This is a genomic window from Geodermatophilus ruber, from assembly GCF_900114385.1.
In the GTDB taxonomy this organism is placed as follows: Bacteria; Actinomycetota; Actinomycetes; order Mycobacteriales; family Geodermatophilaceae; genus Geodermatophilus; species Geodermatophilus ruber.
The window spans coordinates 47421-64723 of the sequence record NZ_FOSW01000017.1 but is presented as its reverse complement, the minus strand read 5'-3'; the positions used below and the strand labels follow the sequence as shown (position 1 = coordinate 64723).

14 protein-coding genes are annotated in these 17303 nt (G+C 74.7%); 9 read left to right on the top strand and 5 right to left on the bottom strand.

The annotated features are described in order from the left end of the window. The first annotated feature begins 100 nt into the window (after positions 1-100). The gene (locus BMZ50_RS21160; RefSeq protein WP_245753785.1) at positions 101-439 is read left to right on the top strand and encodes a GroES family chaperonin; all 339 of its coding nucleotides are present in this window, start codon (positions 101-103) and stop codon (positions 437-439) included. A 77-nt stretch (positions 440-516) separates the two neighbouring features. Next, positions 517-1395 (top strand): ketopantoate reductase family protein, encoded by an 879-nt coding sequence (locus BMZ50_RS21155; protein WP_218146375.1) that lies wholly within the window; start codon positions 517-519, stop codon positions 1393-1395. 23 nt (positions 1396-1418) lie between these two features. On the opposite strand, the gene pheA is transcribed toward BMZ50_RS21155, so the two are convergent. Next, positions 1419-2354, bottom strand: a complete 936-nt coding sequence (gene pheA, locus BMZ50_RS21150; protein ID WP_091329186.1) for a prephenate dehydratase — start codon at positions 2352-2354, stop codon at positions 1419-1421. Between the two features lie 111 nt (positions 2355-2465). On the opposite strand from pheA, the gene BMZ50_RS21145 reads away from it, so the two are divergent. The 3 genes from BMZ50_RS21145 to larC all read left to right on the top strand — a co-directional run bounded on the left by BMZ50_RS21145 (position 2466) and on the right by larC (position 8206). Then, positions 2466-4121, top strand: a complete 1656-nt coding sequence (locus tag BMZ50_RS21145) for a GGDEF domain-containing protein (RefSeq protein ID WP_091329183.1) — start codon at positions 2466-2468, stop codon at positions 4119-4121. 113 nt (positions 4122-4234) lie between these two features. After that, positions 4235-7024, top strand: coding sequence for a diguanylate cyclase domain-containing protein (locus tag BMZ50_RS21140; RefSeq protein ID WP_245753783.1), 2790 nt, complete (start codon positions 4235-4237; stop codon positions 7022-7024). A gap of 9 nt (positions 7025-7033) precedes the next feature. Beyond that, positions 7034-8206, top strand: a complete 1173-nt coding sequence (larC, locus tag BMZ50_RS21135; protein WP_091329180.1) for a nickel pincer cofactor biosynthesis protein LarC — start codon at positions 7034-7036, stop codon at positions 8204-8206. Positions 8207-8235: 29 nt separating this feature from the next. Here larC and BMZ50_RS21130 read toward each other — a convergent pair whose 3' ends face one another. The 4 genes from BMZ50_RS21130 to BMZ50_RS21115 all read right to left on the bottom strand — a co-directional run bounded on the left by BMZ50_RS21130 (position 8236) and on the right by BMZ50_RS21115 (position 12508). After that, positions 8236-9375 (bottom strand): MFS transporter, encoded by a 1140-nt coding sequence (locus tag BMZ50_RS21130; RefSeq protein ID WP_245753782.1) that lies wholly within the window; start codon positions 9373-9375, stop codon positions 8236-8238. A 130-nt stretch (positions 9376-9505) separates the two neighbouring features. Further along, positions 9506-10093, bottom strand: a complete 588-nt coding sequence (locus BMZ50_RS21125) for a TMEM165/GDT1 family protein (protein ID WP_091329179.1) — start codon at positions 10091-10093, stop codon at positions 9506-9508. Between the two features lie 271 nt (positions 10094-10364). Continuing rightward, entirely contained in the window at positions 10365-10619 is a 255-nt protein-coding gene (locus BMZ50_RS21120) for a hypothetical protein (protein ID WP_143087245.1), read from the bottom strand. Beyond that, on the bottom strand, positions 10616-12508 hold the full coding sequence (locus BMZ50_RS21115; RefSeq protein ID WP_091329176.1) for a sigma-54-dependent Fis family transcriptional regulator: 1893 nt from the start codon (positions 12506-12508) through the stop codon (positions 10616-10618). The genes BMZ50_RS21120 and BMZ50_RS21115 overlap by 4 nt, the downstream gene beginning before the upstream one ends. A gap of 304 nt (positions 12509-12812) precedes the next feature. Here BMZ50_RS21115 and BMZ50_RS21110 point away from each other — a divergent pair, with 304 nt between their 5' ends. The 4 genes from BMZ50_RS21110 (at position 12813) to mimD (ending at position 17290) form a co-directional block, all read left to right on the top strand. Then, positions 12813-14465, top strand: coding sequence for a ferritin family protein (locus tag BMZ50_RS21110; protein ID WP_091329174.1), 1653 nt, complete (start codon positions 12813-12815; stop codon positions 14463-14465). 151 nt (positions 14466-14616) lie between these two features. After that, on the top strand, positions 14617-15666 hold the full coding sequence (locus BMZ50_RS21105; RefSeq protein WP_091329270.1) for an FAD-binding oxidoreductase: 1050 nt from the start codon (positions 14617-14619) through the stop codon (positions 15664-15666). Positions 15667-15668: 2 nt separating this feature from the next. Next, positions 15669-16886, top strand: coding sequence for a ferritin family protein (locus tag BMZ50_RS21100; protein WP_091329172.1), 1218 nt, complete (start codon positions 15669-15671; stop codon positions 16884-16886). After that, a complete protein-coding gene (mimD, locus tag BMZ50_RS21095; protein WP_091329170.1) occupies positions 16883-17290 on the top strand; it encodes a propane 2-monooxygenase effector subunit MimD in 408 nt (135 codons plus the stop codon). Before BMZ50_RS21100 ends, mimD begins: the two co-directional genes overlap by 4 nt. Positions 17291-17303 lie beyond the last annotated feature (13 nt).

The window sequence follows — 17303 nt, the reverse complement described above, 5'->3', positions numbered from 1 at the left end:
GAGCGTGCGAAGGGCACGTGGGAGGGGGTCCTCCCCACCGCTGGCAGGCTCGCGGCCGGCCCCGGGAGCGGGCCGCTCGAGCACTTCACCACCGCGTAACGTGATCACCGTGCTCGAGGTCAAGGGCAGCGGGCTGCCGATCAAGATGTTGCACGACCGCATCCTCGTGGCGCTGCGCAAGGAGGACGGTGAGCGTCGCTCCAGCGGCGGCATCCTGATCCCGGCGACCGCCCAGGTCGCCAAGCGGCTGATCTGGGGTGAGGCGCGGGGTGTGGGCGCGAGCGTCCGCCAGGTGAAGGTGGGCGACCAGGTGCTCTTCTCCCCCGAGGACCAGCACGAGGTCGAGGTGCACGGCGAGGACCTGCTCATCCTGCGCGAGCGGGACGTGCACGCCGTCGCGGCCGAGCGGATCGAGGAGTCCACCGGCCTCTACCTCTGAGGCCGCCGCCGGAGACGCCGGTGGGTGCACGCACCGGCCCGGCGAGCCGGCCCGCGTCGGACGGATAGCGTCGGCGCGTGGAGACTCTTCGGATCGCGGTGCTCGGTCCCGGCGGCGTCGGCGGGCTGCTCGGCACCCTCCTCGCCGGCCAGGGCCACGCCGTCCTCTGCCTCGCCGGGCCGGCGACGGCGGCCCGCATCGAGGAGCGCGGGCTGCGGCTGACCAGCGACCGCTACGGCGAGCTGACCGCACCCGCCCGCGGCGCCGAACGGCTGGACGCGCCGGTCGACGCCGTCCTGGTCACGCCCAAGGCCACCCAGCTCGAGACCGCCCTGGAACGGGTCCCGGCCGACGTCCTGGACGGCGCCGTGCTCGTGCCGTTCCTCAACGGGATCGAGCACATGGCCCTGCTGCGTGAGCGCTACCCCGCGGCCCGCACGGTCGCCGGCGCGATCCGGGTGGTGGCCAGCCGGACGGCGCCGGGCGAGATCCGGCACGAGGGCCAGCTGGCCGCCGTCCAGCTGGCCCCGGGCGCCGAGCCGCTGGCGAGCGCCCTCGAGCAGGCCGGCCTGGACGTCGCCGTCCGCCCGGACGAGGCGGGCCTGCTGTGGGACAAGCTGGCCTTCCTCGCGCCGGTCGCGCTGCTGACCACCACCCTGGGCGCGCCGCTGGGCACCGTCCGGGAGCAGCGGGGCGAGGACCTGCGCGCGGTGGTCGAGGAGGTCGCCGCGGTGGCCCGGGCCGACGGCGCCGCATCCGACGCCGCGGCCACGCTCGCGTTCATGCAGGGCGTCCCGGGCGGGATGCGGTCCTCGATGCAGCGGGACGCCGCCGCGGGGAACGCCACCGAGCTGGAGGCGATCGGCGGGGCGGTCCTGCGGGCCGCCGACCGCCTCGGCGTCGACGCCCCGGTGACCCGCCGGATCGTCACCGAGCTGCGCGCCCGCCTGCGCTGACGCGGACGGCGGAAGGTGCGGGCTCAGGCGCGGCCGGCGCGCACGTCCGCCAGCCAGCCGCTGGCCTCGGTGAAGGCGGCGTCGGTGGACGTCGGCTCGAGCGGCTTGTTCTCCCGGCCGTCGGCGCGCGGGTAGGAGCCGAGGAACCGGACGTCGTCGGACACCCGGTGCAGCGCGGCCAGCGCCTCCCCCACCCGGGCGTCGGCGACGTGCCCCTCGCAGTCCAGGGAGAAGGAGTAGACGCCGAGCCGCTCGCGGGTCGGGCGTGACTCGATGCGGGTCAGGCTGATCCCGCGGACGGCGAACTCGCGGAGCAGCTCCAGCAGCGCGCCGGTGCGGTCACCGACGACGGCGACCAGCGAGGTCTTGTCGTTGCCGGTGGGCGCGGGCAGCGGGCCGGGCGGGGCGACCAGCACGAACCGGGTCACCGCGCCGGGGTGGTCGGCGACGTCGTCGACCAGCGCGGTGAGCCCGTAGCGCTCGGCCGCCAACGGGGCGCAGACCGCGGCGTCGTACTTCCCGGCCGCTACCAGCCGGGCCGCCTCGGCGGTGGAGGCGATCGGCAGCGGGACGACGCGGGGCAGCAGCTCGGTCAGCCGGCGGGAGGTCTGCGCCAGGGCGTGCGGGTGGCTGGCCAGGCTGCCCACGTCGGGGAGCTCGGTGCCCGGGCGGACGGCGAGCACGAAGGACACCGGCAGGAACACCTCGCGGGTGATCAGCAGCGGCTCGCCGTCGGCCAGGCCGTCCATGGTGGCCGGCACCGAGCCCTCGACGGAGTTCTCCAGCGGGACGAGAGCGGCGTCGGCGTCCCCGATCCGGACGGCCGACAGCGCGGCGGCGATGCTCGGCGCGGGATACCGGGCTCCCTCCGAGGAGGCAACGGCCCTGCTCAACGCCGCTTCGGCGAAGGTACCCTCGGGGCCCAGATAGGCGAACCGAGTCGGAGGCGTCGCACGCATCCGACGAGGGTAGTGCGGCGGGGTCGGGGCGGTAGCTCCCCCCGGGGGAAGCTGCCTCGCTGCCGGCAGAGAACGGCCGCACCGGCCGACACCCCGTCGATGGAGGAATGCGTGACGCCTGGCACCGTGCGCTTCACCGAGAGTGATCTCGATGCTGCGCTCTGGCGCCTGCTGGCCGTCAACGACCGGGAGGACCCCGCCGCCTTCGTCACCGAGCACGAGCGGGTCGAGGACGCCCTCGCCGCCTCGACCGACCCGCGCTGGATCGCCTGGCGGCACGCCCTGGACGCCCGCCGCGGGCTGGTCGGGTCCGACCTGGACGCCACCGCGGCGGGGGTGGCGGCGGCCCGCGAGGCCCTGGGCGCCTGCCCCCCGGGCCCGCAGACCGCACTGACCCTGGCCTACCTCGCCCACGTCGAGGCCACCGCCGACCACTTCGACGCCGCCATGCTGCTCGCGGTCGACGCCAGCCTGCTCACCGAGAGCCCCACCGCCGGCCGGCCGTCCCGGGCGCTGCACCAGGCCCACCTGTGGCTGTCGCTGACCCTCACCGCCCTCGACCTCGAGGAGCTCGCCGTCACCCAGGCGCTGCGCGGCCACGTCATCGCCGCGGCGCTGCCCGACGTGGCCGACCAGTGGCTGCTGCTGCGGCTGTGCGCCCAGCAGCACGCCGAGCTGGCCCAGACCCTGCACCGGCGCGGCCGCGTCGAGCGCTCCCGGGAGCTGGCCGGGGTGGCCGTCGACTGCGCCGCTGCCGCCCGCGCGCTGGACTGGGAGCCCGACCCCGCCGAGCAGGACCTGCTCGATGTCGTCCAGGCGTGGGGGCTGACCTGCCGCGGCGAGCTGGACGAGGCGATCGGGCCGATGCGCCGGGCGCACCGGCGGGTCCACGCCCACGGCGGGACCTGGCTGCGCGGCTACGCCGACCTGGTGCTGGCCCAGCTCCTGGGCCGGCTCGCGCAGGCGCAGGCCGGCGGGAGCCACGGCGCGGAGGCGACCGACCTGCTCGTCGACGCCGCGGGGGCCTTCGCCGCCGCGGGCGACCGGCGGCGCTACCGCCAGTGCCTGCTCGAGCTGGGGCAGAGCACCGCCGCGATGGGCCGCCCCGCCGAGGCGCTGCACTGGCTGGAGGCCTACCGCGCCGACACCGGCCGGGCGCACGCCCGCGGCCGCGAGCTGTGGGCGGAGATGTTCGTGCGCCGCAGCCGGCTGCGCGAGGCCGAGCGGCAGACCGACCTGCTCCGCCGGCACGCCCTCGAGGACCCGCTCACCGGGCTGGGCAACCGGCGCAGCGCCGAGCGCCGGCTGCGCAGCCTGCGGCTGGACGAGCAGCCGCTGTCGCTGGCCGTCGTCGACATCGACCGGTTCAAGGCCGTCAACGACGACACCTCGCACTCGCACGGCGACGAGGTGCTGCGCCGGGTGGCCCACCTGCTGCGCGAGCACAGCCGCACCGGCGACGAGGTGTACCGCTGGGCCGGCGACGAGTTCCTCGTCGTCCTGCCGACGGCGACCGAGCACCAGGCCCTGGCCGCCATGGAACGGCTGCGCGCCGCCGTGGCCGGCGCCGACTGGGGCGACCTGCAGCTGCCCGAACCGGTCACCGTCAGCATCGGTGTGGCCACCGCCTGCCCGGCCGCCGACGAGCCGGTGGGCTGGCGCTCGCTGTTCGACGCCGCCGACCTGCACCTGTTCTCCGCCAAGCGCGGTGGCCGCAACCGGGTGCGCGCGCCCGGCGCCCGCCCGGCCGCCGGGGGGTCGGCGTGAGCGCCCAGCCCGGATGGGGCTCCTGTGACGAAACGGACGACGCGCACCACACCCTCCGGCGCGCCCCCCGACCGGTGCTCGACACCAACCCCACCGCCGTGCACAGTGCGCTCGTGCCACCGGGAACCCTGCACCAGAGGGTGACCGCCGCCCTCGCGCACTGGCGGCTCGACGACGCCGAGGAGCTGCTCGCCGGCGTCGAGGGCGAGCTCTCCCCCTACGCGGCCCCCGCCCCCCGCGACGGCTCCCCCGACGAGGAACCCGCCGAGGAGCCCGCCGACCTCGGCCGGGCCTGGGCCGACACCCTGCACGCCGAGCTGCTGGTCCGCCGGCTGCGCCAGGCCGGCTTCACCCTCGTCGGCGACCCGGTCGAACCGCCGCACGGCACCGGTTCCCCGCCGGCCCTGGACCTGCACGCGGGCGTGGCCGAGCTGATCGACGGCGACGGGCCGGGCGACGACGGCGACCTCCGCGCGGAGTGCGCCGCCCGCGCCGCCCTGGCCATCGCCCTGGTCCGCTCGGCCCGGGCCGCCTTCGACGCGACCGCCGACGACCTGCAGCGAGCCGCCGGGCTGGCCCGGCACGCCCGCATCGAGCTGTTGTCCCGCCGCGTCGACGCCGCCATGGACGAGGCGGTGGAGGCGGCCAGCCTGCTCGACCCCGGGCTCCCGGCGTCGCTGCTGCTGGTCGACACCCTGAGCACGCTCGCCGGCGTGCTCGCCGACCTGGAGCTCATGCCGCTGGCCCTGGACTACCAGCGGCGGGCCCACGAGACCGCCGTGCAGGCGGCGGCCACCCCGGGCGCGCTGGATGCCGCCGACGGGGAGGCCGACGTCCTCGTGGCCCGCACCGCCACCCGGCTGGGCGAGCTGTGCGCCGAGCTCGGGGAGGGGCTGCTCGACGACGGCGTCCCGGAGTCGGCCGGACCGCACTTCGCCGAGGCGCGGGGGCTGGCCGAGCAGGCGCTGGCGTTGCTGCCCCCGGAGTCGGCCGAGGCCGTCGTCGCCGCGCAGGTGGTGCACGGCTGGGCGCTGGTCGGGCTGGGCGAGCACACCGCCGCGGCCGGCCCGCTGCGCGCCGCCGTCCGGGCCACCGCGACCTCCGGGGACCGCGACCTGCTGGCCGCGGCGCTGCTGGCCCTGGGCCGGGCGCTGCGCCGGCAGGGCGACGGTGCGGGCGCCGACGAGCAGCTGGCCGGCGCGCTGGCGATCGCCACCGAGCACGGCCTCTCCCGGTTGCGCCGGGCGGCGCTGCGCGAGCTGTGCACGCTGCACTCCGAGCTGGACGACGCCGGCCGGGCCCTGCCCTACCTGCAGGCCTACCTCGCCGACGAGCTGGACCGGGTCGACGAGCGGCGCACCCGCTGGGTGGAGCTGTTCGGCCGGCGCAAGAGCCTGCTGGAGACCGAGCGGGCCGCCGGGCAGCTGCGCCGGCAGGCCTACGAGGACCCGCTCACCCACCTGCCCAACCGCCGCTACGCCGAGGCGCGGCTGGACGGGCTGCTGTCCTCCGGCGCGGCGCCGGCGCTCGCGGTGGTCGACGTCGACCGGTTCAAGACCATCAACGACGCCGTCGGGCACCCCGGGGGCGACGCCGTGCTGCGCCGGGTCGCCGAGCTGCTGGTCGCCGGCGTCCGGGACACCGACGAGGTCTGCCGCTGGGCCGGCGACGAGTTCGTCATCCTGCTGCCCGAGACCACCGCCGAGCAGGCCGAGCGCGCCCTGGAGCGCACCCGCCGCGCGGTCGCCGCCCACGACTGGGCCGGCCTCGGTGTCGGCCTGCCGGTGACCATCAGCGTCGGGATCGCCTCGGCGACCCGCGGCGACGACCGGCGCACCCTCTTCGCCGCCGCCGACGGCGTGCTCTACGACGCCAAGCGGCGGGGCCGCGACCGCGTCGTCCGGCTCTCGGCGGTCACCCAGACCCGGGCCGGCGCCAGCCCGCTGGACGCGCTCTTCGGCCCGCCGAGGGCGGCTGCGGCGGCTGTGACGGACGAGCCTGCCGGGGACGACACGGCCCTGGTCGGAGCCCCGGAGAAGGTCCCCGCGGCGGTTAGTGTCCCTGCCGTGCAGCCTTCCCCGCTGGACGACCCGACCGGCGATCCCGGCGGCTTCGCCCCCCTCCTCGTCGACCCGCCGCTGGGCCTGGGCGGCCCCACCGACCCGCCGCTGGCACCCGCCCCGCCGGCCTCCTCCGGCCCGGCCGAGCCCGCGCGCACGACGGCCCCCGCCCCGGCCCTGCCGTTCCGCGATGTGCCCTCCGAGCCCGACGTCATCTGGGGCACCGGCCGCACCACCGAGCAGGTGCTGGCGCTGGTCCGTGAGGCGCGCCGGCAGTTCCCCGACCGGCCTGCGGTCGTGGTGCGCGCCACCGCCGAGACCCTGGTCGCCCTGGCGAGCGAGCACGACGCCTACACCACCGTCGACGCCGCGGCGATGTCCGCGGCGGTCGGCCCGCTCCCCGAGGCCGTCGGCCGGGTTGCCGTGCTCAGCGGCAACGGCGGCGACACCTCGGTGGCCGCGGAGGCCGCCTTCGTCGCCCGGATCACCGGCACCGAGGTCGTGCGGGTCGACGACCTGGGCGGCACCCGGATCCGCGGGCTGCTGGCCGACCCCGCGGCGCTGCAGGACGTCGACTGCCTGGTCGTGGTCGCGGGGCTGGACGCCTCGCTGGCCGGCCTGGTCGCGGCGCTGACCGACGTGCCGATCGTCGCCGTCCCCACCTCGACCGGGCAGCCCGGCTCGTTCGGCGGGTTCAGCGCCCTGATCACCATGCTCAACTCCGCCTCCCCCGGCGTCGTGGTGAGCAACATCGACAACGGCCACGCCGCCGGTGTCTTCGCCGCCCGCATCGCCAGGAGGACCAGGTCGGGGACGGCGCCTGGCCGCGGTGTCGTCCGGTAGGACGACGGCGTGATCGGTTGGCTGGACCTCGCGGCGGGCGCCTCGGGTGACCTGCTGCTCGGCGCGCTGGTCGACGCGGGGGTGCCGCTCGACGTGCCGGCCGCCGCCGTGGCCGCGCTCCCGGTCGAGCGCATCGAGCTGACCTCCGAGCTCGTGAGCCGGCACGGGCTGGGCGCCACCCGCGTGCACGTGCACGCGCCGGTGACCACCGAGCACCGGACGTGGGACGACGTCCGCGCCCTGCTCGCCGGCGCCGCCCTGGCCCCGGCCGTGCGCGACGGGGCGCTCGCCGTCTTCGAGCGGCTGGCCCTCGCCGAGGGGCGGGTGCACCGCGTGGCGCCGGAGACCGTGCACTTCCACGAGGTCGGCGCGCTGGACGCGCTCGCCGACGTGGTCGGCGTGGTCGCGGCGCTGGAGCACCTGCGGTTGGACCGGCTGACCGCCTCGCCGGTCGCGCTCGGCAGCGGCTCGGCGCGCAGCGCGCACGGCGTGGTGCCGGTGCCCGCCCCGGCCGTGCTCGAGCTGCTCGCCGGCGCGCCCGTGCACGCCGGCCCGGTCCCGGCCGAGGCGTGCACCCCCACCGGGGCCGCGCTGCTGGCCGCCCGGGTGGACGAGTGGACGACGCTGCCGCCGATGCGCGTGCAGCGCGTGGGGGTGGGCGCCGGCGCCCGGGACCCGGTCGAGGCGCCCAACGTCGTGCGGTTGGTGCTGGGCGAGCCGGCGGGCCCCACCCCGGCGACGACGGTCGTGCTCGAGGCCAACGTCGACGACCTCGACCCGCGGCTGTGGCCGGGCGTCCTCGACACCCTGCACGCCGCGGGCGCCTCGGACGCCTGGCTCACGCCGATCCTCATGAAGAAGGGCCGGCCCGCGCACACCCTCTCCGCGCTGTGCCCGCCCGAGCGGGTCGCGGCGGTGCAGGCGGCGGTCTTCGCGACGACCTCCACGATCGGGCTGCGGGTGGTGCCGGTCGGCAAGGTGGCGCTCGAGCGGACAACGGGGTCGGTGGAGGTGCTCGGCGGGCGGGTGGGCGTGAAGCTCGCCGTCGCCGGCGGGCGGCCGGTCAACGTGAGCGTGGAGTTCGAGGACGTCGCCGCGCTGGCCCGCGAGCGTGGCCTGCCGGTCAAGGAGGTGCTCCGCGCGGCCACGGCGGCCGCCGAGGCGGCCCACCCGGTGACCTGAGGCGGCGGGCTCTCAGCGCGGACGGTCGGCTACCGGGCCACCGGGGTGCGGGTGTGCAGCCCCGCGGCGACCACCGGGACGACGGCGAGGAACAGCCCCGCGACCGCGAACGGCCCGCCCACCGCCCACGCGGCGAAGACCAGCAGCGAGGCGAGCTCCAGGCCCAGGCCGGCCACCGAGGTGATCGCCGCCCGGTGTGCACCGACGATCCGGTGCTGCAGCCGGGCCTCGGCGACGACGAGCACCGCCAGGTACAGCCCGTACCCGGCGGCGACCGCGGCGAGCGCGGCCGGCCGGGCCCACAGGGCTGCAGCCGCCAGGCTCAGCCCGGCGCCCACCAGCAGCGCGAGCAGCCAGCGGGTGGGCAGCCGCTCGGCCCGGCCCCCCAGCGCGGCGCCCAGCGCCCCGGCCAGCGCGACGGCGAGGGCGGCGGCCGGGACGGCGGCGGTCGGCACGCCCCAGTCGCGGGCCATCACCGGGATGTACTCCTCCACCGCGTCGAGGCCGCCGAGCAGCGCGACGGCGAGCACCACGAGCCGCAGGCCCGGACGGCGCAGCGCCTGGGCCAGCCCCTGCCGCAGGGCGCCCGCGGGGTCGTCCTCGGCGACGTGCCGGGCCTCGGGGAAGCGCAGCGCGAGCGCGGCGGCGGCCAGGCACACCCCGACGCTGACCCACCCGACGAGCGGGTACCCGCCCACGGCGAACAGCACGGTGGCCGCGGCCGCCGTGGGCACCTGCACGAGCAGCTCGGCCGAGGTCATCCAGCCGTTGACCCGGGCGTAGGAGTCCCGCGCGCCGAGGGCGGCCAGGCCGTCGTAGACCAGCGCCTCCACGGCGCCGGAGGCCAGTGCCCCGGCCACGCCCCAGACGGCGAAGCCGACCGCGAAGGCCACCGTCCCGGGCGCCGCCGTCCACAGCGCGAAACCGGCCGCCTGCAGCACGCCGGCGAGCACCACCGCGCCGCGGCGGGACCAGCGGTCGGCCAGCACACCTGCGGGCACCTCGGTGAGCAGGCCGGCGATCGACCAGACGGCGAACAGCGCGGACACCTCGGCCGCGTCGAGGCCGGTGTCGAGGAACAGCAGCGCGTAGAGCGGGTAGTAGGGCACCAGCTCCGAGAGCGCGGCCCACCCCACGGCCAGCCGGGTGAACCGCCGGGCCGCGGGCATCAGTGCGTCCGGGGACGTGGGTCAACGGAACGGCATGCGGGGACCGTAGCCCGCAGCCCGGCGCCGCCGCAGCCGGTTTTCCGGTGTGGGCCGCCCCGCTGCTGGTCGGCAGGAGGCGGCCCACGACCGGTCAGGTCAGCTCGACGACCGCTTCGATGGCCAGCCAGATGCCGAACAGGAAGAACAGCGCCGCGGCGCCGTAGGCGATGACGCGCTCGGGGAGCCGCTTGCCCAGCGCCCGGCCGACGACGATCGCGAGCGCGTCGGCGGCGACCATGCCGAGGGTGGAGCCGAGCCACACGCCGAACCAGCCGTAGTCGGTGGCCAGCGTGATGGTGGCCAGCATGGTCTTGTCGCCCAGCTCGGCCAGGAAGAAGGCGGTGCCGACGGCGATGACGACCGACTTCACGGCCCGGTTGGCCTTCTCCTTCTCGTCGTCGGTGAGGACGTCGCCGCGCAGGGTCCAGAAACCGAAGGCGAAGAAGGCGATCGCGGCGGTCAGCCCGATCCAGCCGGTGGGCAGGGCGGCACCGAGCCCGTAGCCGAGGCCGACCGAGGCCAGGTGCACGATGGCGGTGGCGATGGTGATACCGGCGATGACCGGCCACGGCCGGAAGCGGGTGGCGAAGGTCAGCGCCATGAGCTGGGACTTGTCCCCCAGCTCGGCGACGAAGATGACGCCGAAGGAGACGAGTGTGCTGAGGAGGACTGCGTCCACGGAGCGGGTGGGCCTCTCTGGTCCGGCCGGGACCGGGGCATGAAACCTCGGCCCGGCAGTCTGCTGCTGCCTGGGCCGAAGGTCTCGCCCGCCTCGCCGGAGCGGGGCCGCGCGGCCGGACGTCTACCGGAGAACCGGCGTTCGTCAGCGTGTCGACCGCGTCGTTGGGGGCTACTCCCCTTCGCCAACGTTGAACTATACCCGGCCAGGGGCACGGAAGGCCCCGCATCCTCCGTGTGATCGTCGCCTCACCGGGCGCACGCAGTCCGCGTCAGGGGCCCGGCCGGGCCGGGGGGCCGGGCGCCTGGGCCGGCCCGGACGGTCGCCGGCGCGCGACGACCAGGGGCGCGGCCCACACCCCCGCCAGGCCCAGTGCCAACAGCACCGCGAGCCAGGCGGGCTCCCCGACCAGCGCGAGGACCACCAGCCAGGTGGCGATGCAGACCGTCCGCCCGGTCACGGCCCCCGGGATCCGGCGCAGCCCACCACCCCCGGCGGGCAGGGGCCCGGCCGCCACGGCGCTCATCCCCCCTGCCCGACGGCGCCGGAGGGGAGGACGGCGATGCCGTAGTCCCGGATCTTGCGGTAGATGGTCGCCCGCGACATCGCCAGCCGGCGGGCGGCCTCCACCTTGCTCCCGCCGGTCTCCACGAGCGCACCCACGATCGCGTCGCACTCGAGCAGCTCCAGGGGGCTCAGCAGCCGACGGGTCTTGAGCAGGCACTCGGTCGGCAGGTCGCGGAGCTCGATCGGCCCGGCCCGCCGCTTCGCGACCACCTTGCGCAGCACCTGCACCAGCTGTTCGACGTTGCCCGGCCAGCGGTTGTGCATGAGCACCCGCAGGATCTCCGGCGGGCAGGTCGGCCCCGGGCCGTGCGCCAGCCGGGCGAGCAGGTGCGGCACCAGCTCGGCGACGTCCTCCACGTGGTGCCGCAGCGGGGGGACGTCGATCGTCCGCGGGAAGCAGGCGAGCAGGCGGGACAGGTCGACCGCCGGCTCCCGCGCGGTCGTGGTGACCGTGGCCACCACCCAGGGCCGGTCCGCGTCGGCGGACTCGCGACAGGGCTCGAGCACCTCGGCGAGCTCGTCGACGTCCCGGGCGGAGAGCCGGTCGACGTGCCGGATCACCAGCGTCCCCCCGCTGGTCGCCAGCTCCTCCTCGATCTCGGCGCTCCAGCGGGGCCCGAAGTCCTCGGCCGAGAGCACCCGCAGGCTCGCGGCCGGGGAGCGCCCCTGGTGCACGCCGCGGACCAGCGTCGTCTTCCCGCTGCCCGCCTCGCCGGCCAGCACCAGCCACTCCCGCGCCTGCAGGTGCCGGTCGACCGCCTGCCAGCACTTGGTCCAGGCCGGGCTCGACCCGACGGCCGTGGCCAGCGGGGCACGCGGGCGGGGGATCGACGGCCGGCCCGCGTTGCTCCCCGGGCTGGTCAGGTGGATGTCGAGGACGCCGCCGACGACCCCGCGGTCGGTCACCGTCGGCCGGCAGTACACCCGGGCGGTCCGGCCGCTGGGCAGGTCCAGCACGAGCGGGTGCCGCCGGCGGGCGCCCAGCGCCTCCCACGCCTCGGCGAGCAGCGGCTCCTGGTCGGCGGGGTCGAGCAGCTCGCGCGCCCGGTCGTTGAGCATCAGCAGGTCCTCGCCGAGCGCGAGCACCGGCCCGCGATTGCGCCGGCAGGCCACCAGGTAGTCGTTGAGGACCGCGAGCTCGCCGCGCCCCGACTGGCGCAGCAGCACCTGCTCGACCCGCTGCGCCAGCGTCCCGGCGGTGGCCACCATCAGCGGGCCGGCGTCCCGCCGCCAGCAGGTCAGGTCGACGACCCCGAGCACCTTCCCCGACATGGGGTGCCGGATCGGGACACCGGCGCAGGCGAGGTCCTCCAGGTGCTCGACGTAGTGCTCGTGCCCGAAGACCTGCGCCGGGCGGCGGCCCTCCAGCGCGGTGCCGATGCCGTTGGTGCCGACGTACTCCTCGGCGTAGCTGAAGCCGGGGGCGAGCCAGACTCGGTCGAGGTGCTGCTCCAGCCCGGAGTCACCGGTGCGCCGGCTGAGGACCACGCCCTTCGCGTCGCAGAGGATGACGCTGACCGGCTCGGTGGCGAACAGGTCGGCGATGTCGCGCAGCACGGGCTCGGCCGCCCGGGTGAGCAGGGTGTCCCGTTCCAGGTCGGCATCGAGCAGCAGGTCGAGGCGGTCGGGGTCGACCTCCCACAGCCGGGAGCGCGTCCAGGAGGCGAGGATCGGCTGGCGCACCACGCCCTGGCCCACCGTCTCGCCACCGAGGAAGGACATCCGGGCCCGCGCGACCTGCGGGCCACCGGGTTCCGGCCCGCCGCGCAGCGACGTCCACTCCAGGTCGAGCGCGGCCGCGCGGCCTGCCAGGAGCCGCCCCGGTTCGAGGGCGATGGGCTCGGTCATCGTCGACCTCCCGTCGGGGAGGGGGAGGCGCGGAACGCCGTCCCCTCGGGCGCGACAGGAGCGACCTTAGAGCACGACGAGCCAAGCAATGTCTCATATTTAGACGACCCGACACGCGCCCACGCGGTGTGATCCTCACCACGAGACGACGCGGGAACCCTCCGTCGCCGGCTCGCACACCTCCGGGGGCGCCGACGCCCGTCAGGACTCCTGGAGAGGAAGGCGCGGTGCCGCACCGGCCCGACCGTCGTCCGGGCCGGCCGGCACCGACCGAGTCCCCCGACCACAACCGTGAGGAGACGACGTGAGTCGGCAGAGCCTGGCCAAGGCCCACCAGAAGATCCAGGAACTGGCCTGGGACCCCGTGTACCACGAGCCGTACATGAAGTACGGCACCGACTACACCTTCCGGAAGGCGCAGAAGAAGGACCCGCTCAAGCAGATCCTGCGCTCGTACTTCCCGATGGAGGAGGAGAAAGACAACCGGGTCTACGGCGCTGAGGACGGCGCGATCCGCGGCAACATGTTCCGCCAGGTGCAGGAGCGTTGGCTGGAGTGGCAGAAGCTGTTCCTGTCGATCATCCCGCTGCCGGAGATCTCCGCGGCCCGCTCGATGCCGATGCTGTTCCAGGCGGTGCCCAATCCGGAACTGCACAACGGTCAGGCGATCCAGATGATCGACGAGGTCCGGCACTCGACGATCCAGCAGAACCTCAAGCGCCTGTACATGAACAACTACATCGACCCGGCCGGCTTCAACAACAGCCTGCGGAACTTCCACAACGACTACGCGGGCACGATCGGCCGCCAGTTCGCCGAGGGGTTCATCACCGGGGACGCCATCACCGCGGCCAGCATCTACCTGACCATCGTGGCCGAGACCGCGTTCACCAACACCCTGTTCGTGGCGATGCCGGCCGAGGCGGCGGCCAACGGCGACTACCTGCTGCCGACCGTGTTCCACTCGGTGCAGTCCGACGAGTCCCGGCACATCTCCAACGGGTACGCGACCCTGCTCATGGCGCTGTCGGACGAGAGCAACCGGCAGCTGCTCGAGCGCGACCTGCGCTACGCCTGGTGGAACAACCACGCGGTGGTCGACGCCGCCATCGGCACCTTCATCGAGTACGGCACGAAGGACCGCCGCAAGGACCGCGAGTCCTACGCCGAGATGTGGCGCCGCTGGATCTACGACGACTACTACCGCAGCTACCTCGTCCCGCTGGAGAAGTACGGCCTCACCGTGCCGCACGACCTGGTGGAGGAGGCCTGGAACCGGATCTGGAACAAGGGCTACGTGCACGAGGTGGCGCAGTTCTTCGCCACCGGGTGGCTGGCGAACTACTGGCGCATCGACGGCATGACCGACGAGGACTTCGAGTGGTTCGAGCACAAGTACCCGGGCTGGTACGACAAGTACGGCAAGTGGTGGGAGAACTACAGCCGGCTCGCCATCCCCAACGGCCACAAGCCGATCGTCGGCGAGGACGTCGACTACGTGTACCCGCAGCGCTGCTGGACCTGCATGGTGCCCTGCCTCATCCGTGAGGACATGTGCACCGCCGAGGTCGACGGCCACCACCGCACGTACTGCAGCCAGACCTGCCGGTGGACCGACGTCGAGGCATTCCGGCCGGTCTACCAGGGCCGCGAGACCCCGAACATGGGCCAGCTGGTCGGCCACCGCGAGTGGGAGACGCTGTACCACGGCTGGACCTGGGACGAGGTCGTCAGCGACATGGGCTACGTCCGGGACGACGGGAAGACGATGACGGCGCAGCCGCACCTGAACCTCGACCCGAAGAAGATGTGGACCCTCGACCACCTGCGGCGGCTGCCCCCGCTGCAGAGCCCGAACGTCCTGTTCAACCAGATGACCGACGAGGAACGGGCGGCCTACGTGGCGGACTACAACCGCCAGGGCCCGGCCGGCCGTCCGGCACCCGCAGGCGCCTGAGCGCGGGTCAGGCGAGGGGGAGGGTCGGGTGCTCCCGGCCCTCCCCCGCGGGCCCGGCCGTCCACGCACCGGCTCGGCGTCCCGGCGCGGGACGCCCCGGGCTGCCGCGCGCCCGGCCGCGGGAGCAACCGCCGACGGAGAGGTGATCGTCGTGGGGGAGAAGCACTCCGTCCGGTTCGAGCCGGTCGGCATCGAGATCGAGGTCGACTCGGACCAGACCATCCTGCGAGCCGCGGCCGAGCAGGGGGTCGCGCTCATGCACGGCTGCAAGGAGGGCCAGTGCGCCTCCTGCAAGTCCTTCGTCCTCGAGGGCGAGGACATCGAGCTGGACAGCTACTCCACCTTCGCCCTGCCCGACTTCGAGCGGGAGGAGGGTTCGACCCTGCTCTGCCGGGCGCACGCCTACGAGGACCTCGTCATCGAGCTCCTGAACTACGACGAGGAGATGATCGCCTCCGGGCTCCCCCTCCGGCAGGGCACGGTCGAGGTCGTCGCGAACGAGCCGGTGACCCACGACATGCGACACCTGGTGGTCCGGCTCCTGGAACCCGAGGAGATCAAGTACTTCCCCGGCCAGTACATGGACTTCCAGGTACCCGGCCACCATGCGACCCGCTCGTTCTCGATGGCGAACACCCCGAACCGGGAGGGACTGTTCGAGTTCGTCATCAAGGTCTATCCCGGGGGGCTGTTCTCCGGCCATCTCGCGGAGAAGCTGCAGATGGGCGATCGGCTCAGCGTGGAGGGGCCCTTCGGCGCCTTCCGGCTCCGGGAGAGCACCAGCGCAGACCTCCTGTTCATCGGAGGAGGGGCCGGCCTCGCGCCGCTGCTCGCCCTGCTCCGCTCCATGGCCGAGCGGGGCATCGAACGCACGGTCACCTTCTACTACGGAGCGCGGACCCGGGGCGACCTGTGCTTCGGGGAGGAGCTCACCCGGCTGCAGGAGGAACTGCCCGGCCTCACGTACGTCCCCGCACTGTCCGAGCCGTCCGGGGACGACGGCTGGGAGGGGGAGACGGGTCTGATCACCGATGTCGTCGCGCGCCGGGAGACCGGGCTGGGCGGGGTGGACGCCTACGTCTGCGGCCCCCCACCGATGGTCGAGGCGGCGATCGCCACGCTCACCCGGCTCGGACGCAGCGAGGACCACATCTTCTACGACAAGTTCACCACCACCGGTGAGCCGGAAGGCGAGGACTGACCATGACCACAACCACCCCCCGTCCAGCCGAGAGCACCTCGGAGCGCCCGCCGCGCAGCGTCCCCAAGCCGGCCTTCACCGACGCCGAGGCGGGCGCCAAGGAGTTCCCCGACTCCGGCGCCAGCGCCCGGCGCTACAACTACTACACGCCGGCCAAGCGCAAGCAGACGCACTACGAGGACGTCACCGTCGAGGTGCAGCCGGACCCGCGGCACTACCTCAGCCAGGGCTGGATCTACGGCTTCGCCGACGGCGAGCGGGGCTACCCCCTGACCTGGACGAAGCTGAAGGCCTGGGGCGTCGACGAGCCCGAGCCCGAGCGCGGCGTGGGCACCGGTGGCGGCGGCCGCGGTCTGAACTGGCCGGCGCACGGCTGGCACGAGTTCCGCGACCCCAACGAGGAGTGGGAACAGACGATCTACCGGTACAACGCCAACGTCGTCCGGCAGGTCAACCAGAACATCGAGAACGCCCGCAACGCGAAGGCCTTCGACCAGTGGAGCCGGAACTGGGTGACCTTCGTGGAGCGCAGCGTCGGCGCCTGGATGCACGTGGAACATCTGCTGGGGCTCTACGTCTTCGCCGCCAACGAGCGCTCGGGCCCGACCAACATGCACAACACCGCCATGGCGGTGAACAGCGCGCACAAGATCCGCTTCGCCCAGGACCTCGCGCTGTACAACCTCACCCTCACCGAGGAGGTCCCCGGCTTCGACGGCACCGCGCACCTCTCGGCGTGGAACGACGACGCGGAGTGGCAGGGCGTCCGTGAGGTCGCCGAAGCGCTGCCGGCGATCGAGGACGACTGGGGCGAGGCGATCTTCGCGACCAACGTCGTCTTCGAGCCGCTGATCGGTGAGCTGTTCCGCAGCGGCCTGGTCATGCAGGCCGCCCCCGGCAACGGGGACTTCGTCACCCCGACCGTGGTCGGGGCCGGCGAGTACGACTACGCGCAGCGCGACCTGCGGTGGACCCAGGCCTGCTTCGGGCCGCTGGTGCAGGACCGGGAGTTCGCCGACCACAACCGGCAGCTGATGCAGGGCTGGCTGTCGTCCTGGGTGCCGCGCTGCCTCGACGCGGCCCGCACCCTGCAGCCGCTGTGGTCGCAGCCCGACGCGCGGCCGCCCCGCTTCGAGGACTCCCTCGACCACGCCAAGAACCGCTTCGCCGGGATCGTCAGCGACCTCGGCCTGGAGACCCCGAAGGAGCTGGCCCAGTGACCACCACGGCTACGAGCACGTTCGGCGCCGTCAACAAGACCTCGTCGAACCGCGCCGGCATCACCCTGATGAACGACCAGGTGGGTCACGTCATCGCCGAGACCATGCGGGACAAGGCCGGCGTCACGGTCACCTACCTGCCGTCGATGATCCGTGTCGACGCCGACACCCGGATGGACTTCGTCTACGACGAGCTGGCCGAGGCGCTCGGCGAGGAGGCGGGGTCGTTCACCTCCGCCGACCTCGAGGAGAGCATGTCCACCCACTACGGGCGGATGGTCCACGAGGACGACCGGACCATCATGTTCGCCAACCCCGAGGACGCGGCGGAGTACCTGGGCTTCGACCTGCCGGTCGCCCGCCCGGAGACCGACGTCCCCGCCGCCCGGTCGTCCACCGGCTGACCCCTCCTCCCCG

Excerpts from the sequence above, each read along its gene's own strand:
- pheA (WP_091329186.1), bottom strand. The coding sequence starts at position 2,354 with ATGCGTGCGACGCCTCCGACTCGGTTCGCCTATCTGGGCCCCGAGGGT.
- BMZ50_RS21100 (WP_091329172.1), top strand. The coding sequence starts at position 15,669 with ATGACCACAACCACCCCCCGTCCAGCCGAGAGCACCTCGGAGCGCCCG.
- BMZ50_RS21120 (WP_143087245.1), bottom strand. The coding sequence starts at position 10,619 with ATGAGCGCCGTGGCGGCCGGGCCCCTGCCCGCCGGGGGTGGTGGGCTG.
- BMZ50_RS21130 (WP_245753782.1), bottom strand. The coding sequence starts at position 9,375 with ATGCCCGCGGCCCGGCGGTTCACCCGGCTGGCCGTGGGGTGGGCCGCG.
- BMZ50_RS21115 (WP_091329176.1), bottom strand. The coding sequence starts at position 12,508 with ATGACCGAGCCCATCGCCCTCGAACCGGGGCGGCTCCTGGCAGGCCGC.